Annotated in this window: 12 protein-coding genes and 2 tRNA genes; 5 read left to right on the top strand and 9 right to left on the bottom strand. The window is 64.2% G+C overall.

Annotation, left to right across the window (positions count from 1 at the left end; all coding sequences use genetic code 11):
• Positions 1-13 precede the first annotated feature (13 nt).
• The 5 genes from cydB (at position 14) to ACVOLI_RS00340 (ending at position 2972) form a co-directional block, all read left to right on the top strand.
• Complete coding sequence (gene cydB / locus ACVOLI_RS00360; protein ID WP_313169661.1) at positions 14-1165, top strand: cytochrome d ubiquinol oxidase subunit II; 1152 nt, start codon at positions 14-16, stop codon at positions 1163-1165.
• A gap of 30 nt (positions 1166-1195) precedes the next feature.
• Positions 1196-1306: a cytochrome bd-I oxidase subunit CydX gene (gene cydX, locus ACVOLI_RS00355; RefSeq protein ID WP_282269734.1), complete on the top strand. Its 111-nt coding sequence runs from the start codon at positions 1196-1198 to the stop codon at positions 1304-1306.
• 60 nt (positions 1307-1366) lie between these two features.
• Positions 1367-1443, top strand: a tRNA-Pro gene (locus ACVOLI_RS00350).
• Positions 1444-1603: 160 nt separating this feature from the next.
• Positions 1604-1680: transfer RNA gene (locus ACVOLI_RS00345), tRNA-Pro, on the top strand.
• A gap of 80 nt (positions 1681-1760) precedes the next feature.
• Positions 1761-2972: a CynX/NimT family MFS transporter gene (locus tag ACVOLI_RS00340; RefSeq protein WP_481533049.1), complete on the top strand. Its 1212-nt coding sequence runs from the start codon at positions 1761-1763 to the stop codon at positions 2970-2972.
• 316 nt (positions 2973-3288) lie between these two features.
• On the opposite strand, the gene ACVOLI_RS00335 is transcribed toward ACVOLI_RS00340, so the two are convergent.
• The 9 genes from ACVOLI_RS00335 to ACVOLI_RS00295 all read right to left on the bottom strand — a co-directional run bounded on the left by ACVOLI_RS00335 (position 3289) and on the right by ACVOLI_RS00295 (position 13080).
• The gene (locus tag ACVOLI_RS00335) at positions 3289-4545 is read right to left on the bottom strand and encodes a glutamate-5-semialdehyde dehydrogenase (protein ID WP_481533048.1); all 1257 of its coding nucleotides are present in this window, start codon (positions 4543-4545) and stop codon (positions 3289-3291) included.
• Between the two features lie 30 nt (positions 4546-4575).
• On the bottom strand, positions 4576-5724 hold the full coding sequence (proB, locus tag ACVOLI_RS00330; protein ID WP_481533047.1) for a glutamate 5-kinase: 1149 nt from the start codon (positions 5722-5724) through the stop codon (positions 4576-4578).
• A 4-nt stretch (positions 5725-5728) separates the two neighbouring features.
• On the bottom strand, positions 5729-5986 hold the full coding sequence (locus tag ACVOLI_RS00325) for a YciI family protein (protein WP_481533046.1): 258 nt from the start codon (positions 5984-5986) through the stop codon (positions 5729-5731).
• A 304-nt stretch (positions 5987-6290) separates the two neighbouring features.
• Positions 6291-7589, bottom strand: coding sequence for an argininosuccinate lyase (gene argH, locus ACVOLI_RS00320; RefSeq protein ID WP_481533045.1), 1299 nt, complete (start codon positions 7587-7589; stop codon positions 6291-6293).
• An 81-nt stretch (positions 7590-7670) separates the two neighbouring features.
• The gene (gene argC, locus ACVOLI_RS00315) at positions 7671-8624 is read right to left on the bottom strand and encodes an N-acetyl-gamma-glutamyl-phosphate reductase (protein WP_481533044.1); all 954 of its coding nucleotides are present in this window, start codon (positions 8622-8624) and stop codon (positions 7671-7673) included.
• Entirely contained in the window at positions 8621-9235 is a 615-nt protein-coding gene (locus ACVOLI_RS00310; protein WP_481533043.1) for a GNAT family N-acetyltransferase, read from the bottom strand. Before ACVOLI_RS00310 ends, argC begins: the two co-directional genes overlap by 4 nt.
• Positions 9232-10560 carry an acetylglutamate kinase gene (locus ACVOLI_RS00305; protein ID WP_282269811.1) on the bottom strand — a complete coding sequence of 443 codons (1329 nt, stop codon included), beginning with the start codon at positions 10558-10560 and terminating at the stop codon, positions 9232-9234. Before ACVOLI_RS00305 ends, ACVOLI_RS00310 begins: the two co-directional genes overlap by 4 nt.
• A gap of 72 nt (positions 10561-10632) precedes the next feature.
• Positions 10633-11730: an acetylornithine deacetylase gene (locus ACVOLI_RS00300; RefSeq protein WP_481533042.1), complete on the bottom strand. Its 1098-nt coding sequence runs from the start codon at positions 11728-11730 to the stop codon at positions 10633-10635.
• Between the two features lie 159 nt (positions 11731-11889).
• A complete protein-coding gene (locus ACVOLI_RS00295; RefSeq protein WP_282269815.1) occupies positions 11890-13080 on the bottom strand; it encodes an argininosuccinate synthase in 1191 nt (396 codons plus the stop codon).
• Between the last annotated feature and the right edge of the window lie 53 nt (positions 13081-13133).

Raw genomic sequence — 13133 nt, 5'->3', positions numbered from 1 at the left:
CAGGAGAACACACATGGAATTCATTCTTCTGGACTACACGACGCTACGCGTGATCTGGTGGCTGCTGCTTGGCGTGCTGCTGATCGGCTTCGCGGTGATGGACGGTTTCGACCTGGGCGTTGGCACCTTGCTGCCGTTCGTGGCCAAGACCGATGAAGAGCGCCGCCTGGTGATCAACACCATCGGCCCGGTATGGGAAGGCAACCAGGTGTGGCTGGTGCTCGGTGGCGGCGCGATCTTCGCCGCCTGGCCGCCGCTGTATGCGGTGAGCTTCTCCGGCTTCTACCTGGCGATGTTCCTGATCCTGTTCGCCCTGATCCTGCGCCCGGTCGGCTTCAAGTACCGCGGCAAGATGCCCAGCCAGCGCTGGCGCAACAACTGGGACAAGGCGCTGTTCATCGGCGGCTTCATCCCGGCGCTGATCATGGGCGTGGCGGTTGGCAACGTGCTGCTTGGCGTGCCGTACCACTTCGATGACACCCAGCGCGTGTTCTATACCGGCAACCTGCTCGGCCTGTTGACCCCGTTCGCCCTGCTGGCTGGCCTGGTCAGTGTGGCGATGCTGGTGTCGCACGGTGCAGCCATGCTGGTGCTCAAGACCAGCGGCCCGGTCGCTGAGCGTTCGGCAAAGATCGGCAGCATCGCCGCCATCGCCTCGTTCGTACTGTTCGCCCTTGCCGGTGCCTGGGTTGCCTTCGGCCTGCCGGGTTACCAGATCACCTCGCAGGTGGTTACCGACGGTGCCAGCAACCCGCTGTTGAAGACGGCTGAGTTCTCGCAGGCCGGTGGCTGGCTGCACAACTACAGCACCATGCCGGCCACGATCCTGGCGCCGGTGGTGGGCCTGCTGGGTGCACTGGCCAGTGCGGTGTTGTTGCGCAAGCGTCGTGGCGGCCTGGCCTTCATCGCCTCCGGTGCCTCCATTGCCGGCATCATCTTCACCGTTGGCTTTGCGATCTTCCCGTTCCTGCTGCCCTCCTCCACCCAGCCAGGCTCCAGCCTGACGGTGTGGGACGGTTCCTCCAGCCACCTGACCCTGTGGGTGATGCTGCTGGCCACCGTGATCTTCCTGCCGATCATCATCGCCTACACCACCTGGGTGTACCGCGTACTGAAGGGCAAGACCACGCTGGAAGAAATGGGTGAAAACCCGAACGCCTACTGATCCGCAACGACAACACTAAGGAGACAACTCATGTGGTACTTCGCTTGGATTCTGGGTGCTGGCCTCGCTGCGACGGTCGCCATCCTCAACGGCATGTGGTTTGAAGCGCGCGAAGCAAACAAGATCGATGCAAAGCGCTGAAAAACTGCGTGAAGGTATTGCCAAAACGCCGGACTGAGCGTATCTTTCCGGCTCCCTTCGCGGGGTGTAGCTCAGTCTGGTAGAGCGCTACGTTCGGGACGTAGAGGTCGCAGGTTCGAATCCTGTCTCCCCGACCAAAGGGTCGAAACTAGCCTGGAACAACGGCAACGTTGTCCAGGCTTTTTATTCGCCGGTACATGATTACCGGCAGCCAACGCACCACGCCTTGCAGGCAGCGCTGGCCGAACAAAAGAACTTGCAGGGCACGAGGTTCACCGCTATCATAGGCGGCTCCTTCGGGGTGTAGCTCAGTCTGGTAGAGCGCTACGTTCGGGACGTAGAGGTCGCAGGTTCGAATCCTGTCTCCCCGACCAATTTGACAAAAGCCGGCCTCTGGTCGGCTTTTGTTTTTGGTGGGTTTCAAACGACGCCACCCACCGCGTCGGAGTAAGCAATGTCCACGTCCGCCCAGCCCCTTCCCCGGCACCCCCTGCTCAAGGGCCGCCTGCTGGCATTCATCGCCATCGTGCTGGTCTCGGCCAACCTGCGCAGCGCGGTCACCTCGCTGACGCCACTGCTGGACCGGCTTGGCCACATCTTCGATTTCGGCAGCACCATGACCGGTGTGCTCGGCATGATGCCGACCGCCGCCTTCGCCGTGTTTGGCCTGGCCACGCCACGTATCACCCGCGCCATCGGCCTGGAGCGCACTGCCGTGCTGACCATGGTGCTGGCCACCATCGGCCTGCTGCTGCGTGCCTTCTCCGGCAACGTCGGCATGCTGCTGCTGGGCTCGGCGATCGCCCTGGCCGGCATGGGCATGGGCAACGTGGTGGTGCCACCACTGGTGAAACGCTACTTCGCCGACCGCGTGGGCACGCTGAGCACGATCTACATCACCGTGCTGCAGGCTGGCACGATGGTGCCGGCACTGCTGGCGGTGCCGGTGGCTGATCAATTCGATTGGCGCATCTCGCTGGGCATGTGGTCACTGCTGTCGCTGGCCGCGTTGCTGCCGTGGATCCTGCTGGCACGCAGCGCCCCACGCGCGGAAGCAACCACCACCAGCACCGAGCACGCCGCTGGTCGCGTCTGGAAGACGCAACTCGGCTGGGGCATGGCCCTGATGTTCGGCATGACCTCGCTGGGCACGTATTCACTGTTCACCTGGTTGCCCAAGGTAATGGTGGAAGCCGGTGCCAGCGAATCCTTTGGCGGCGTGATGGTGGCGGTGTATTCGGCCATCGGCCTGCTGCCCTCGCTGCTGGTGCCCGCATTGGCGGTGCGCATCCGCAACCCCTTCCCGATCACGGTGATGGTGTTCGTACTGAACATGATCGCCTTCGCCGGCCTGCTGTGGGCGCCGATGAGCGCGCCGCTGCTATGGGCAGTCATCGCTGGCCTTGGCCCATCGACCTTCCCGCTGGGGCTGACCCTGATCAATCTACGCACCCGCAGCCAGGCCGGCTCGGCAGCGCTGTCCGGCTTCATGCAGGGCGTGGGCTACAGCCTGGCCAGCCTGGGCCCGCTGTTGTTCGGCTGGCTGCATGGCATGAGCGATGGCTGGGCATGGTCGTTTGCCTTCCTCGCCTGCTGTTCCGGCGTACTGCTGACCGGTGCGTGGTTTGCCTGCAAACCGCAGCAGCTGGAAGATCACTGGAAGTGAGCTCTTGCTGATACACGAAAGCCGCCGAAGTGATTCGGCGGCTTTTCATACTCGCGCACCAGCACCGGGACTGACCGGTCGTTGTGGGAGCGGCGTAAGCCGCGAAGCTGACGGTGTTGGAAGCATTGAAACTCTGTGCACGCTGAAGCTGCGGAGACTGCGCGGCTTACGCTTACTGCAGAAAACAAAGAGCGATCCCGACCGTTGTAGCCCGGGTAAGCGCAGCGCACCCGGGGAATGCAACGATCGAAACAACGCGTCAACGAATGCTCCGTACCCCCGGGTGCGCTGCGCTTACCCGGGCTACGGCAGTGGCTTACTTCAGCGGATGCCTGACCTGGCCTTCACCGCGCACCACGAAGCGTTCTACCGTGAGCGCCTCCAGACCCATCGGGCCGTAGGAATGCAGGCGTGTGGTCGAGATGCCAATCTCCGCGCCCAGGCCCAGCTCGCCGCCATCGGAGAAGCGCGAGGAGGCATTGACCATCACCACCGCCGAACGCAACGCGCGCACGAAGGTTTCGGCATGCGCCGGATTGCTGGTGGCAATGACTTCGGTGTGATCCGAGGTGTGGGCCTGGATATGGGCAATGGCGGCAGTCAGGTCCGGCACCACGCGGATGGCGAGGATCAGGTCGAGGTATTCGGCGGCATAGTCGTCTTCGCTTGCCGGGACGGTATCGGCAACCAGCGCCTGGGTGGCTGCATCCCCCCGCAACTCGACACCACGTTCGCGCAGCGCCGCCGCGGCCAATGGCAGGAACTCAGCTGCAACGCCTTCATGCACCAGCAAGGTCTCCAACGAATTACAGGCCGCCGGACGTGAGGTCTTGCCATCGATCAGCAGATCCACTGCCAACTGCAGGTCGGCACTGTCATCGACGAACAGGTGGCAGACGCCCTTGTAATGTTTGATCACCGGCACCCGCGCATGCTCGGCGACGAAGCGGATCAGGCCCTCCCCGCCGCGCGGGATCGCCAGATCGATGATGTCGTTGAGCTGCAGCAACTCCAGCATGGTCTCGCGACGCAGGTCTTCGACCAGCGTAAGTGCGGCATCCGGCAAGCCCACCTCGCGCAGAGCGCGCTTGAGGCTGGCGGCAATCGCCGTATTGGAATGGATGGCCTCGGAGCCACCGCGCAGGATCACGCCATTGCCGGCCTTGATGCACAGCGCTGCCGCGTCAGCCGTCACATTCGGCCGCGCCTCGTAGATCATCGCGATCACCCCCAACGGCACCCGCACCTTCTGCACACGGATACCATTGGGGCGGTCGTAGTCGCGGGTCACCTCGCCCACCGGATCCGGCAAGGCGGCCACTTCACGCAGCGCATCGGCCACGCCACGCAGCCGCTCTGGATTCAGAGCTAAACGGTCCAGCATCGCCGAACCCACCCCCTTGTCGCGCGCCGCCTGCAGGTCACGCGCATTCGCGGCGAGGATGCTGCCTGCATCGGCTTCCAACGCAGCGGCCATCGACTTCAGCAGCGTGCTGCGGGCTTGACTGGAAAGCAGGCCCAGTTGCTGCGCGGCATCGCGGCACTGCAATGCAAGGGTGCGGATATCACTCATGTTCTGTCCTGCCGATGATCAAAGGAAAACTCACAGCAACACCAGGTCGTCACGATGGACCACGTTGTCGCCGTAGTTGTAGCCGAGGATGGATTCGATCTCGCTGGTGTGGTGCTGGCTGATGCGGCGGATATCGACGGCGGAATACTGGCTGACGCCACGTGCCACGCGCTGCTGGCCGTGCGGATCGAACAACCGCACTTCCACCATGTCGCCACGGCGGAACTCACCTTCCGCGCCCACCACGCCACCGGGCAACAGCGAGGCGCCCTTGTCGCGCAGCGCACGTGCAGCGCCGGCGTCGATCAGGATCGCGCCCGGTTCAAGCGGTGCGTGCTTCAGCCAATACTTGCGCGCGGCGATACGCGACTGCCCCGCATGTAGGCGCGTGCCATGCAACCTCCCCTGCGCCAGCCCGCGCACGACATCGCCGCTGCGGCCATTGAACAGGAAGGTGTCGATCCCCGCGGCTCCAGCTTTGGCAGCAGCCTGCAGCTTGGTATGCATGCCTCCAGTACCGACCGCACTGCCACTGCCGCCGGCCATGGCAAGGACCTCCGGTGTCAGCTCGGTGACCTCATTGATCGGTTCTGCATCGGGATTGCTGCGCGGATCGGCGGTGTAGAGGCCGTCGATATCGGTAGCGATGAACAAGGCATCGGCATCGACCAGCGCCGCAACGATGGCGGCGAGATTGTCGTTGTCGCCGAGCTTGAGTTCATCCACCGACACGGTGTCGTTCTCGTTGATGACCGGCAGCGCGCCCAGCGCCAGCAGCTCGTTGAGCGTCGCGCGCGCATTGAGGTAGCGGCGGCGGTTGCGCAGGTCGTCATGGGTGAGCAGCACCTGCGCCACCGGGCGCTCGAAGAAGCGCTGCCACAGCCCGATCAGCTGCGCCTGGCCCAGTGCAGCCAAGGCCTGCCTGGCCGCCATGGCCGCGCCGGCTTCGGCGGCCTTGGGTACGATGGCGCGACCAGCGGCCACTGCGCCGGACGAAACGATCACCACTTCGCGCCCGGCCAGTACATTGGCCGATACGAACTGCGCCAGACCGAGTGCGAAACGCGGGGTCAAGCCGCCGCCATCGGCCGCCAGCAGGCTGCTGCCGACCTTGAGGACGGCGCGACGCCACTGCGGCAGCGCTTGTTCGGTGAACGGCGAGAACGATGTCTGGATCATGGGATCAGCGGGTATTCCACTCATGGATGGTCAGCTCGGAGCTGCCGTGGATGGCCAGGGGGTCGCTGGCTACGATGGCTTTGGCAGCTTCGAGGGTGTCGACATTCTTCAGCACGTAGGCGCCGCCGGTGCCGTCGCTGAAGCCGCCGGTCAGGTGAAGCTGATCCTTGCCGCTGAGTACATCGAGAAAGGATTTGTGTGGCGCAATCACCGCGTCGTCGAACGACGGCTTGCGCATGGCCAATACCAGGTAGAGCTTCATTGCATCCTCCTTTAGCTGCATATGACACCACGCCGAAGCGGAAGTTGGCGCGATTGCTTTCGCTTGGAACTTGCCTTGGCTTTGGCTTTGGCTTTGGCTTCTGCTTTGGCTGTCCCTTCTCCCGCCTGCGGGAGAAGGTGCCCGAAGAGCCTGCCCCCGCGAAGGCGGGGGGCGGATGAGGGGGGCTTTTGACTTTACCTAGCTAGAAGCTTCCCCTCACCCCAACCCCTCTCCCGCAAGCGGGAGAGGAGCTTGAGCAAGAGCCAAACCAATACGGGCGCCTTCCGGCGCCCGCATCAGAACATCAACCCTGCAACGCGCTCCAGCGCGCACTGAGCTCTTCCAGTCGCAGATCCGCGGCAGCACCGGGCGACACGCGCGCCGCCAGGCTGCCTTCAGGCGTACGCCCCTGCCCCGCCGTATCCGCCGCCTCTGCTGCGGCCTTGTAAGCATCACGGAACGGCACGCCCGCCACTGCTGCTTCCACCGCAACGTCGGTCGCATACATGCCCGAATCAATCGCCGCGCGGATGTTGTCATCACGCCAATCCAGGTTCGACAGCAAGGCAGGCAGCAGTTCCAGCGCGGCCAGTCCACGGCCAAAGCCGTGCACGATCGCGCCCTTGGAGTTCTGCAGGTCGCGCTGGTAACCGGATGGCAGCGACAGCAGCTGCTCGATCTCGGTGCGCGCGGCAGCGATGCTGGCATGGGTGGCACGCATCAACTCGATCACGTCGGGGTTGCGCTTGTTCGGCATGATCGAGCTGCCAGTGGTGTACTGCGCCGGCAATGCGACGAAAGCGAACTCGCCCGTGGTGAACAGCGACAGATCCCAGGCGATACGACGCAGGTCCAGCGTCGCCCCGCCCAAGGCTTCCAATGCGGCGAGCTCGAACTTGCCGCGCGAGAGCTGCGCGTAGATCGGGCTGATCTGCATGCGCGAGAAACCCAGTGCTGCCGTGGTGTGCTCGCGGTCAAGCGGCAGGTTGACGCCGTAACCGGCGGCCGTACCCAGCGGATTGGTATCGATCAGCGCACGGGTGTCGCGGGCACGGATGGCATTGTCGATGAAAGCCTCGGCCCAGCCGGCCCACCACATGCCAGCAGAGGAAACCACGGCGCGCTGGATATGCGTGTAACCCGGCAAGGGCTGCAGCTGTTCGGCAGCGGCGCGGTCCAGCGCGACCTTCGCAACTTCGGTGCTGATCTGCGCAACACGCTCCAGCCTGTCCTTCAGCCACAACCGGGTAGCAACCAGAATCTGGTCGTTGCGACTGCGGCCGGTGTGGATCTTGCGGCCGGCATCGCCCAGTCGCTCGGTCAGGCGCGCCTCGATGGCCGAGTGGCAATCCTCGTACTGTTCGTCCAGCACGAAGGCACCACTGCGGAAATCCTCGGCCAGGATCGCCAGCTCACGCTCCAGCGCAGCCAACTCGTCGGCACTGAGGATGCCGATGTGCTGCAGGCCTTCGGCATGCGCGGCGCTGGCCTGGATGTCGTGCAGGAAGAACTCGCGGTCCAGGATGACATCGTCACCGGCCAGGAAGGTCTGGATCTTCGCGTCCACCGCAACGCCGGGTTTCTGCCAAAGCAAATTAGTCATGTCGATCTCTATAAGTGCAGCTTTGTAGGAGCGGCGTAAGCCGCGAAGCTGGCAACCTCTCAGCCGCCACTCCACCAAAAATCAATAAGGAACCGCCATCAGCTCATCCAGCCCCAACGCCCGGTTGAGGTTCTGCAATGCCTGCGTGGCCGCACCCTTGAGCAGGTTGTCGATGGTCGCCACCACCACCACGCGCTTGTTGCCCGGCGCCATGGTGAAGCCACCAATCTGCACGCCATGCTTGCCAGCAATGCGGCTGACCCACGGCGCCTCATCGACCACTTCAACCAGCGGCTCGTTGGCGTAACGCTGCTGGTACAGCGCCATTACTTCCTCGCGACTGCGCGGCTGCTGCAGCCACAGGTTGACGGTCATGGTGATGCCGCGGAAATGCGGCGCGACATGCGGCATGAACTCGACCGGCACGCCAAGCTGGGTCGACACCTCGCGCTCGTGCACGTGGTTGGTCAGCGCATACGGCATCAGGTTGTCACGCAGCAGCTCGGGGTTGTTCTTGTCCGACGGCGTGGTGCCGGCACCGGACCAACCGGAAACGCCGAAACAGGTCGGCGGACCGGCCAGCTGGCTCAGCAGTGGCGCGATGGCCAGCTGCATCGCGGTGGCGTAGCAGCCCGGGTTGCTGATCCGCTTCTGCCCGGCATAGCGGGCGCGGGTCAATTCCGGCAGACCGTAGTACCAACTGTTGTCAAAACGATAGTCCGCCGACAGATCAACGATCACCGTATCCGGCGCGTTTGCATCCAGCGCGGCCACAAACGGCTCGCCCTTGCCATTGGGCAATGCCAGCACCACCGCGTCCACACCCTTGGCGGCAACCGCCTCCGGACCAAGGCTTTCGTAGCGCAACTCGCCCTTGTAGTCCTCGTTGTGATCGGCCACGCGTTGCCCATCGAGCTCGCGAGAGGACACGAAGGCCAGCTCGATGCGCGGGTGTGCGGCCAGCAGGCGGATCAACTCGGCGCCGGTGTAACCGCGCGCGCCAACAATGCCTACCGAGAATTTCTTGTCAGTCATGAATGCGAATCCAGAAGGAATTGCAGGTGGGCTTTCACCGCCGGCCACTCCGTGTCGATGATGGAGAACACCACGGTATCGCGGCGCGACCCATCGGCGTGACGCTTGTGGCTGCGCAGCACGCCATCCTGCTTCGCGCCGAGGCGGGCGATGGCGGTGCGCGAGGCATGGTTGAACCAGCTGGTCTCGAAGCCAACGCTGATGCAACCGAGGGTTTCAAAGGCGTGAAGCAACAACAGCAGCTTGGCTTCGGTGTTCAGCCCGCTGCGCTGCACGCGCGGGTGGTACCAGGTGTAGCCGATGTTCAGGCGTGGCACGTCGGCTTCCAGCGCGTAGAAGCGGGTGCTGCCAACCACCTCGCCGCTGGCATCGCGGACCACGAACGCCAGCACCCTGCCCTGCGACTGCGCTTCCAACGCAGCGACGACGTAGTGACCGGCGTGCTCGGGGGTCGGCACATTGGTGTACCAGCAGCGCGACAACTCGCCTTCACCCAAGGCGCGCTGCAGCGCCGGCACATGCGCAAGCTGCAACGGCTCCAGCGTCACATGCCGCCCCTTCAGGATGGGCACCTGACCCCAGTGTCCGGCGGCGGCCAGATCCATGTTCATCCCTGCAGGCTCGGCTTGCGCTCGCCGCAGTGCGCGACGTAGCCCTTGATGCTGTCGAAGTCATTGGCGCCGAACCAGAACACCTTCCAGTGATCGAGCTTGTAGCAGCCATCCGACTCGGAATAGTAGAAATGGTTGACCGGGTTGCCGTTGCGCGAGCGCCAGAACAGCTGCGGGGTTTCTTCCAGCATCACGTTCCACACCGCGCGGCCCAGGCCTTCGCCCTGCGCGTCATCGAGCACGGCGAACTTGTCCAGGTACACGCCCTCGGCTTCATCGGTCAGCACCACCGCAGTGCGATAGTTCTCGCTGACGTAGGCGCGCAGCAGCTTGGTTTTCTCGAAATAGTCCGGCACCAGGGTGCGCCCGAAGCTCGACTCGATCAGCGACTTCAATCGCGCGGTATCCAGCTGGTCCCACGACGTCGCCTTCAGCACCTTTTCACCACGGCGTACCAGCGTGCCGGAACCCTTGTGGGTGAACAGCTCCTTGGCCAGGTCGGCCGGGCGCGTGATCGATACCGAGGACTCTTCCGGCAAACGATCCAGCAGGTCCTTGATCTGCTCGATCTTGACCCGCATGCCGCCGTGGATCCACGGCTGCTGCATCAGCTGGTCGTACTCGGTGGACAGGTTGATCGAGTCGATCAGCTTGCCTTCCTCGTCGAGCAGGCCGCCGGTACCGGTCAGGAAGATGATCTTGTACGGCTGCAGTTCCTGCACCAGCTCGTTGGCGGCGAAGTCGGCGTTGACGTTGAGGATCTGTCCGCTCGGGGTTTCGCCCAGGCTGGTGATCACCGGGATCGAGCCGGCACGCAGGCTGGCTTCGATCGGCGCCAGGTTGACCTTCTTCACTTCGCCGACCAGGCCGTAGGTATCCACATCCAGGTACTCCGCCTCGAACACACCACCGGTGATCGAGGTGGCGCGCGCACCGTTCTGCTGCAGCGCTTCCACCAGCTTGAGGTTGGACTGCTGGAACACCTTGCGCACGATCGCCAGTGCCTCGGGCGAGGTCACGCGCAGGCCATCGACGGTCTTTTTCTCGATGCCTGCGGCCGACAGCTCGGCATCCAGCTGCGGACCAGCGCCGTGCAGCACGATCGGGGTCAGGCCGACTTCCTGCAGGAACGACAACGACGAAGTCAGCGCTTCCAGATCGTCGCGCAGCACGGCGCCACCGACCTTCACCACGGCAAAGCGCTTGGCATCAAGCTGCGAGAAGCGCTTGAGGTACTGGCTGATTTCCTTCGCGCTGGCCATGCTCGAAAGCAGGCGGACGATGGTCTGGCGGGTCTGGCGGTGCGGCTGCATGGCTGGGGACATTGCTTGTATCTACATGGCGACCTTGAAGGTCGCGGAAAGGAGCCGGCGGCAAGCCGCCGGGCCACGGGCGGCTCAGGCGCCGCGTTGCAGGATCTGCAGCACCGATTCGGCGTAGCGCTGCAACTGCTCCAGCGTGACGAACTCATCGGCGGTGTGGGCCTGGGCGATATCGCCAGGGCCGTACACCATGGTTGTGTAGCCACCGGCCGAGAACAGCGAAGCCTCGGTCCAGAAATCCACGGCATTGCCGATCGGCAGGCCGAGCTCGTCGGCGATGTCGCGCGCGGCCAGGCGACGTTCCTCGGCGCGGGCGATATCACCGGACGGCAGACTCGGGCCGCGGAAGGTTTCTTCAAAATGCGCGGCCTGCGGCTCGGCGAAGCCGGCAAAGGTGCCGAGCAGCGCGTCGATATCCATCGACGGCAACGGCCGGAAGCCAAAGCGCAGCTCGGCCTCGGGCGCGATCATGTTGGCCTTGATGCCGCCTTCGACGCGGCCGATGTTGAAACGCAGGCCGGTCAGGCCACCAAAGCGCGCATGCGCCAGTGACTCGACATGGTCCAGCGCCTTGCCGCCCCAGCGCATCGCCTGGTGCAAGGCACTGGCGGACGGATCCTGCTTGCCCGAGGCGTGGCCGGCACGGCCCTGGAACTTCATCAGCACCGAGCTGATGCCACGGTGCGCGAGTACCGCCTCGCTCATCGTCGGTTCGGCGACGATCACCGCTTCATAGGCGATGCCACGCGCCAGGAAGGCGGCGATGCAACGCGGATCATTGGCTTCTTCGTCACTGGAGAACAGGAAGGCCGCATCGCCATCGCTCAGGTTGGCGGCGGCCACCAGCGCTGCGGCGGCGCCCTTGATGTCGCAGACGCCAAGGCCGACAACGCGGTCATCGAGACGACGCATCACGTGCGGATCGGCCGACCAGTGCGGCGAATCCGGCACGGTGTCCAGATGCACGTTGAACAGGTATTTCGGCGTGCCACGCACAGCGTAGAAGCTGACCGCACCGGCACCGTGGTCGATCACCTCGACATTGAAGCCCGGCAGGTTGTCGCGCAGGTAATCAAAGATGCCACCGGTGGTGATGGCACGCGGCGGATTGCGGGTGTCGTAGGACACCAGCTTTTCCAGGTGGTCGAGGGTGGATTGGAGCAGCTTGGTCATGGTTTCAGTTCATGGCGGAGGCGGACGAAGCTCCCTTCTCCCTGCGGGAGAAGGTGCCCCAAAGGGGCGGATGAGGGTAAGGCTGCGCCGCCGTTGCATGCAGCTGCGCCCCTTCCCTCACCCCAACCCCTCTCCCGGTGGGAGAGGGGCTTTGTGCGCTTAGCGATTTACCTGCGCGTACAGCGTCGAGCTCATGCCGAACAGCTTGATGAAGCCTTCAGCTTCTTCCACGCCCCAATCGGCCGACTGCGCATAGGTTGCGCCCTTGGCGTTGAGGATGTGCTCCGAACGCACCGCCACCGCATCAACGCGGCCGCCGCGGGTTTCCAGCACCACCTCGCCGGTGACCTTGGCCTGCGAGGCCTTCAGGAAGGCTTCGATGTCGGTCTTGAGCGGGTCGTGGTAGAAGCCTTCGTACACCAGCTCCACCCACTTGCGCGCGACTTCGGGCTTGAAGCGGTTCTGCTGCTTGGTCAGCACGGTGTCTTCCAGCGCGCGGTGCGCCGCCAACAGCGAGACCAGGCCCGGGGCTTCGAACACGATGCGGCCCTTCAGGCCGATCACGGTGTCGCCGGTGTAAACACCACGGCCGACGCCGTACTGCGCGAACAGCTTGTTGAGCTTGGCCAGGATCTGCTCACCCGGCAGTTCCTTGCCGTCCAGCGCAACCGCTTCGCCTTCGACGAACTTCAGGGTCACGGTCAGTGGCTCGATCGGCCAGGCGCTGCGCGGTGCGCACCAGCCACGGGCGCCTTCGCCCGGGGCTTCCCACTTGTCGATCTCGCCACCGGACATGGTCAGGCCCAGCAGGTTCTCGTTGATGGTGTAGGCCTGCTGCTTGGCGCGCACGCCGAAGCCACGCGCTTCCAGGTACTTCTGCTCGTAGGCGCGGGTCTGGGTGTGTTCCTTCTGGATTTCACGGATCGGCGCGACGATCTGGTAGTCGCCCAGCGCCTTCACTGCCAGGTCGAAACGCACCTGGTCGTTGCCCATGCCGGTGCAACCGTGGGCGATGATGTTGGTGCCCAGCTCGGCGGCGCGCTTGAGCGCGGCATCGACGATCAGGTAACGGTCGGAGACCAGCAGCGGGTACTGGCCCTGATAGCCCTCGCCTGCCCACACGAACGGCTTGACGAAACCATTCCAGATGGCCGGGCCGCCATCGACGGTGACGTGGCTGGTGACGCCCAGCTCGGCCGCACGCTTTTCGATGAAGTCACGTTCGTCGGCATCCACGCCGCCGGTGTCGGCGAACACGGTGTGCACGTTGTAACCGCGCTCCTGCAGGTAAGGCACGCAGAAGCTGGTGTCGAGGCCGCCGGAGAAGGCGAGGACGATGTCTTTGCTCATGGGGAAGGAATCTCTGCTTTTGATCTTTGAGCCCCTCTCCCTCCGGGGGAGGG

The organism is Stenotrophomonas sp. STEN029 (assembly GCF_056760015.1).
This window is presented reverse-complemented; position numbering and strand designations above follow the sequence as displayed.

Coding starts and splice junctions, on each gene's coding strand:
- cydB (WP_313169661.1), top strand. CDS start 14: ATGGAATTCATTCTTCTGGACTACACGACGCTACGCGTGATCTGGTGG.
- cydX (WP_282269734.1), top strand. CDS start 1,196: ATGTGGTACTTCGCTTGGATTCTGGGTGCTGGCCTCGCTGCGACGGTC.
- ACVOLI_RS00340 (WP_481533049.1), top strand. CDS start 1,761: ATGTCCACGTCCGCCCAGCCCCTTCCCCGGCACCCCCTGCTCAAGGGC.
- ACVOLI_RS00335 (WP_481533048.1), bottom strand. CDS start 4,545: ATGAGTGATATCCGCACCCTTGCATTGCAGTGCCGCGATGCCGCGCAG.
- proB (WP_481533047.1), bottom strand. CDS start 5,724: ATGATCCAGACATCGTTCTCGCCGTTCACCGAACAAGCGCTGCCGCAG.
- ACVOLI_RS00325 (WP_481533046.1), bottom strand. CDS start 5,986: ATGAAGCTCTACCTGGTATTGGCCATGCGCAAGCCGTCGTTCGACGAC.
- argH (WP_481533045.1), bottom strand. CDS start 7,589: ATGACTAATTTGCTTTGGCAGAAACCCGGCGTTGCGGTGGACGCGAAG.
- argC (WP_481533044.1), bottom strand. CDS start 8,624: ATGACTGACAAGAAATTCTCGGTAGGCATTGTTGGCGCGCGCGGTTAC.
- ACVOLI_RS00310 (WP_481533043.1), bottom strand. CDS start 9,235: ATGAACATGGATCTGGCCGCCGCCGGACACTGGGGTCAGGTGCCCATC.
- ACVOLI_RS00305 (WP_282269811.1), bottom strand. CDS start 10,560: ATGTCCCCAGCCATGCAGCCGCACCGCCAGACCCGCCAGACCATCGTC.
- ACVOLI_RS00300 (WP_481533042.1), bottom strand. CDS start 11,730: ATGACCAAGCTGCTCCAATCCACCCTCGACCACCTGGAAAAGCTGGTG.
- ACVOLI_RS00295 (WP_282269815.1), bottom strand. CDS start 13,080: ATGAGCAAAGACATCGTCCTCGCCTTCTCCGGCGGCCTCGACACCAGC.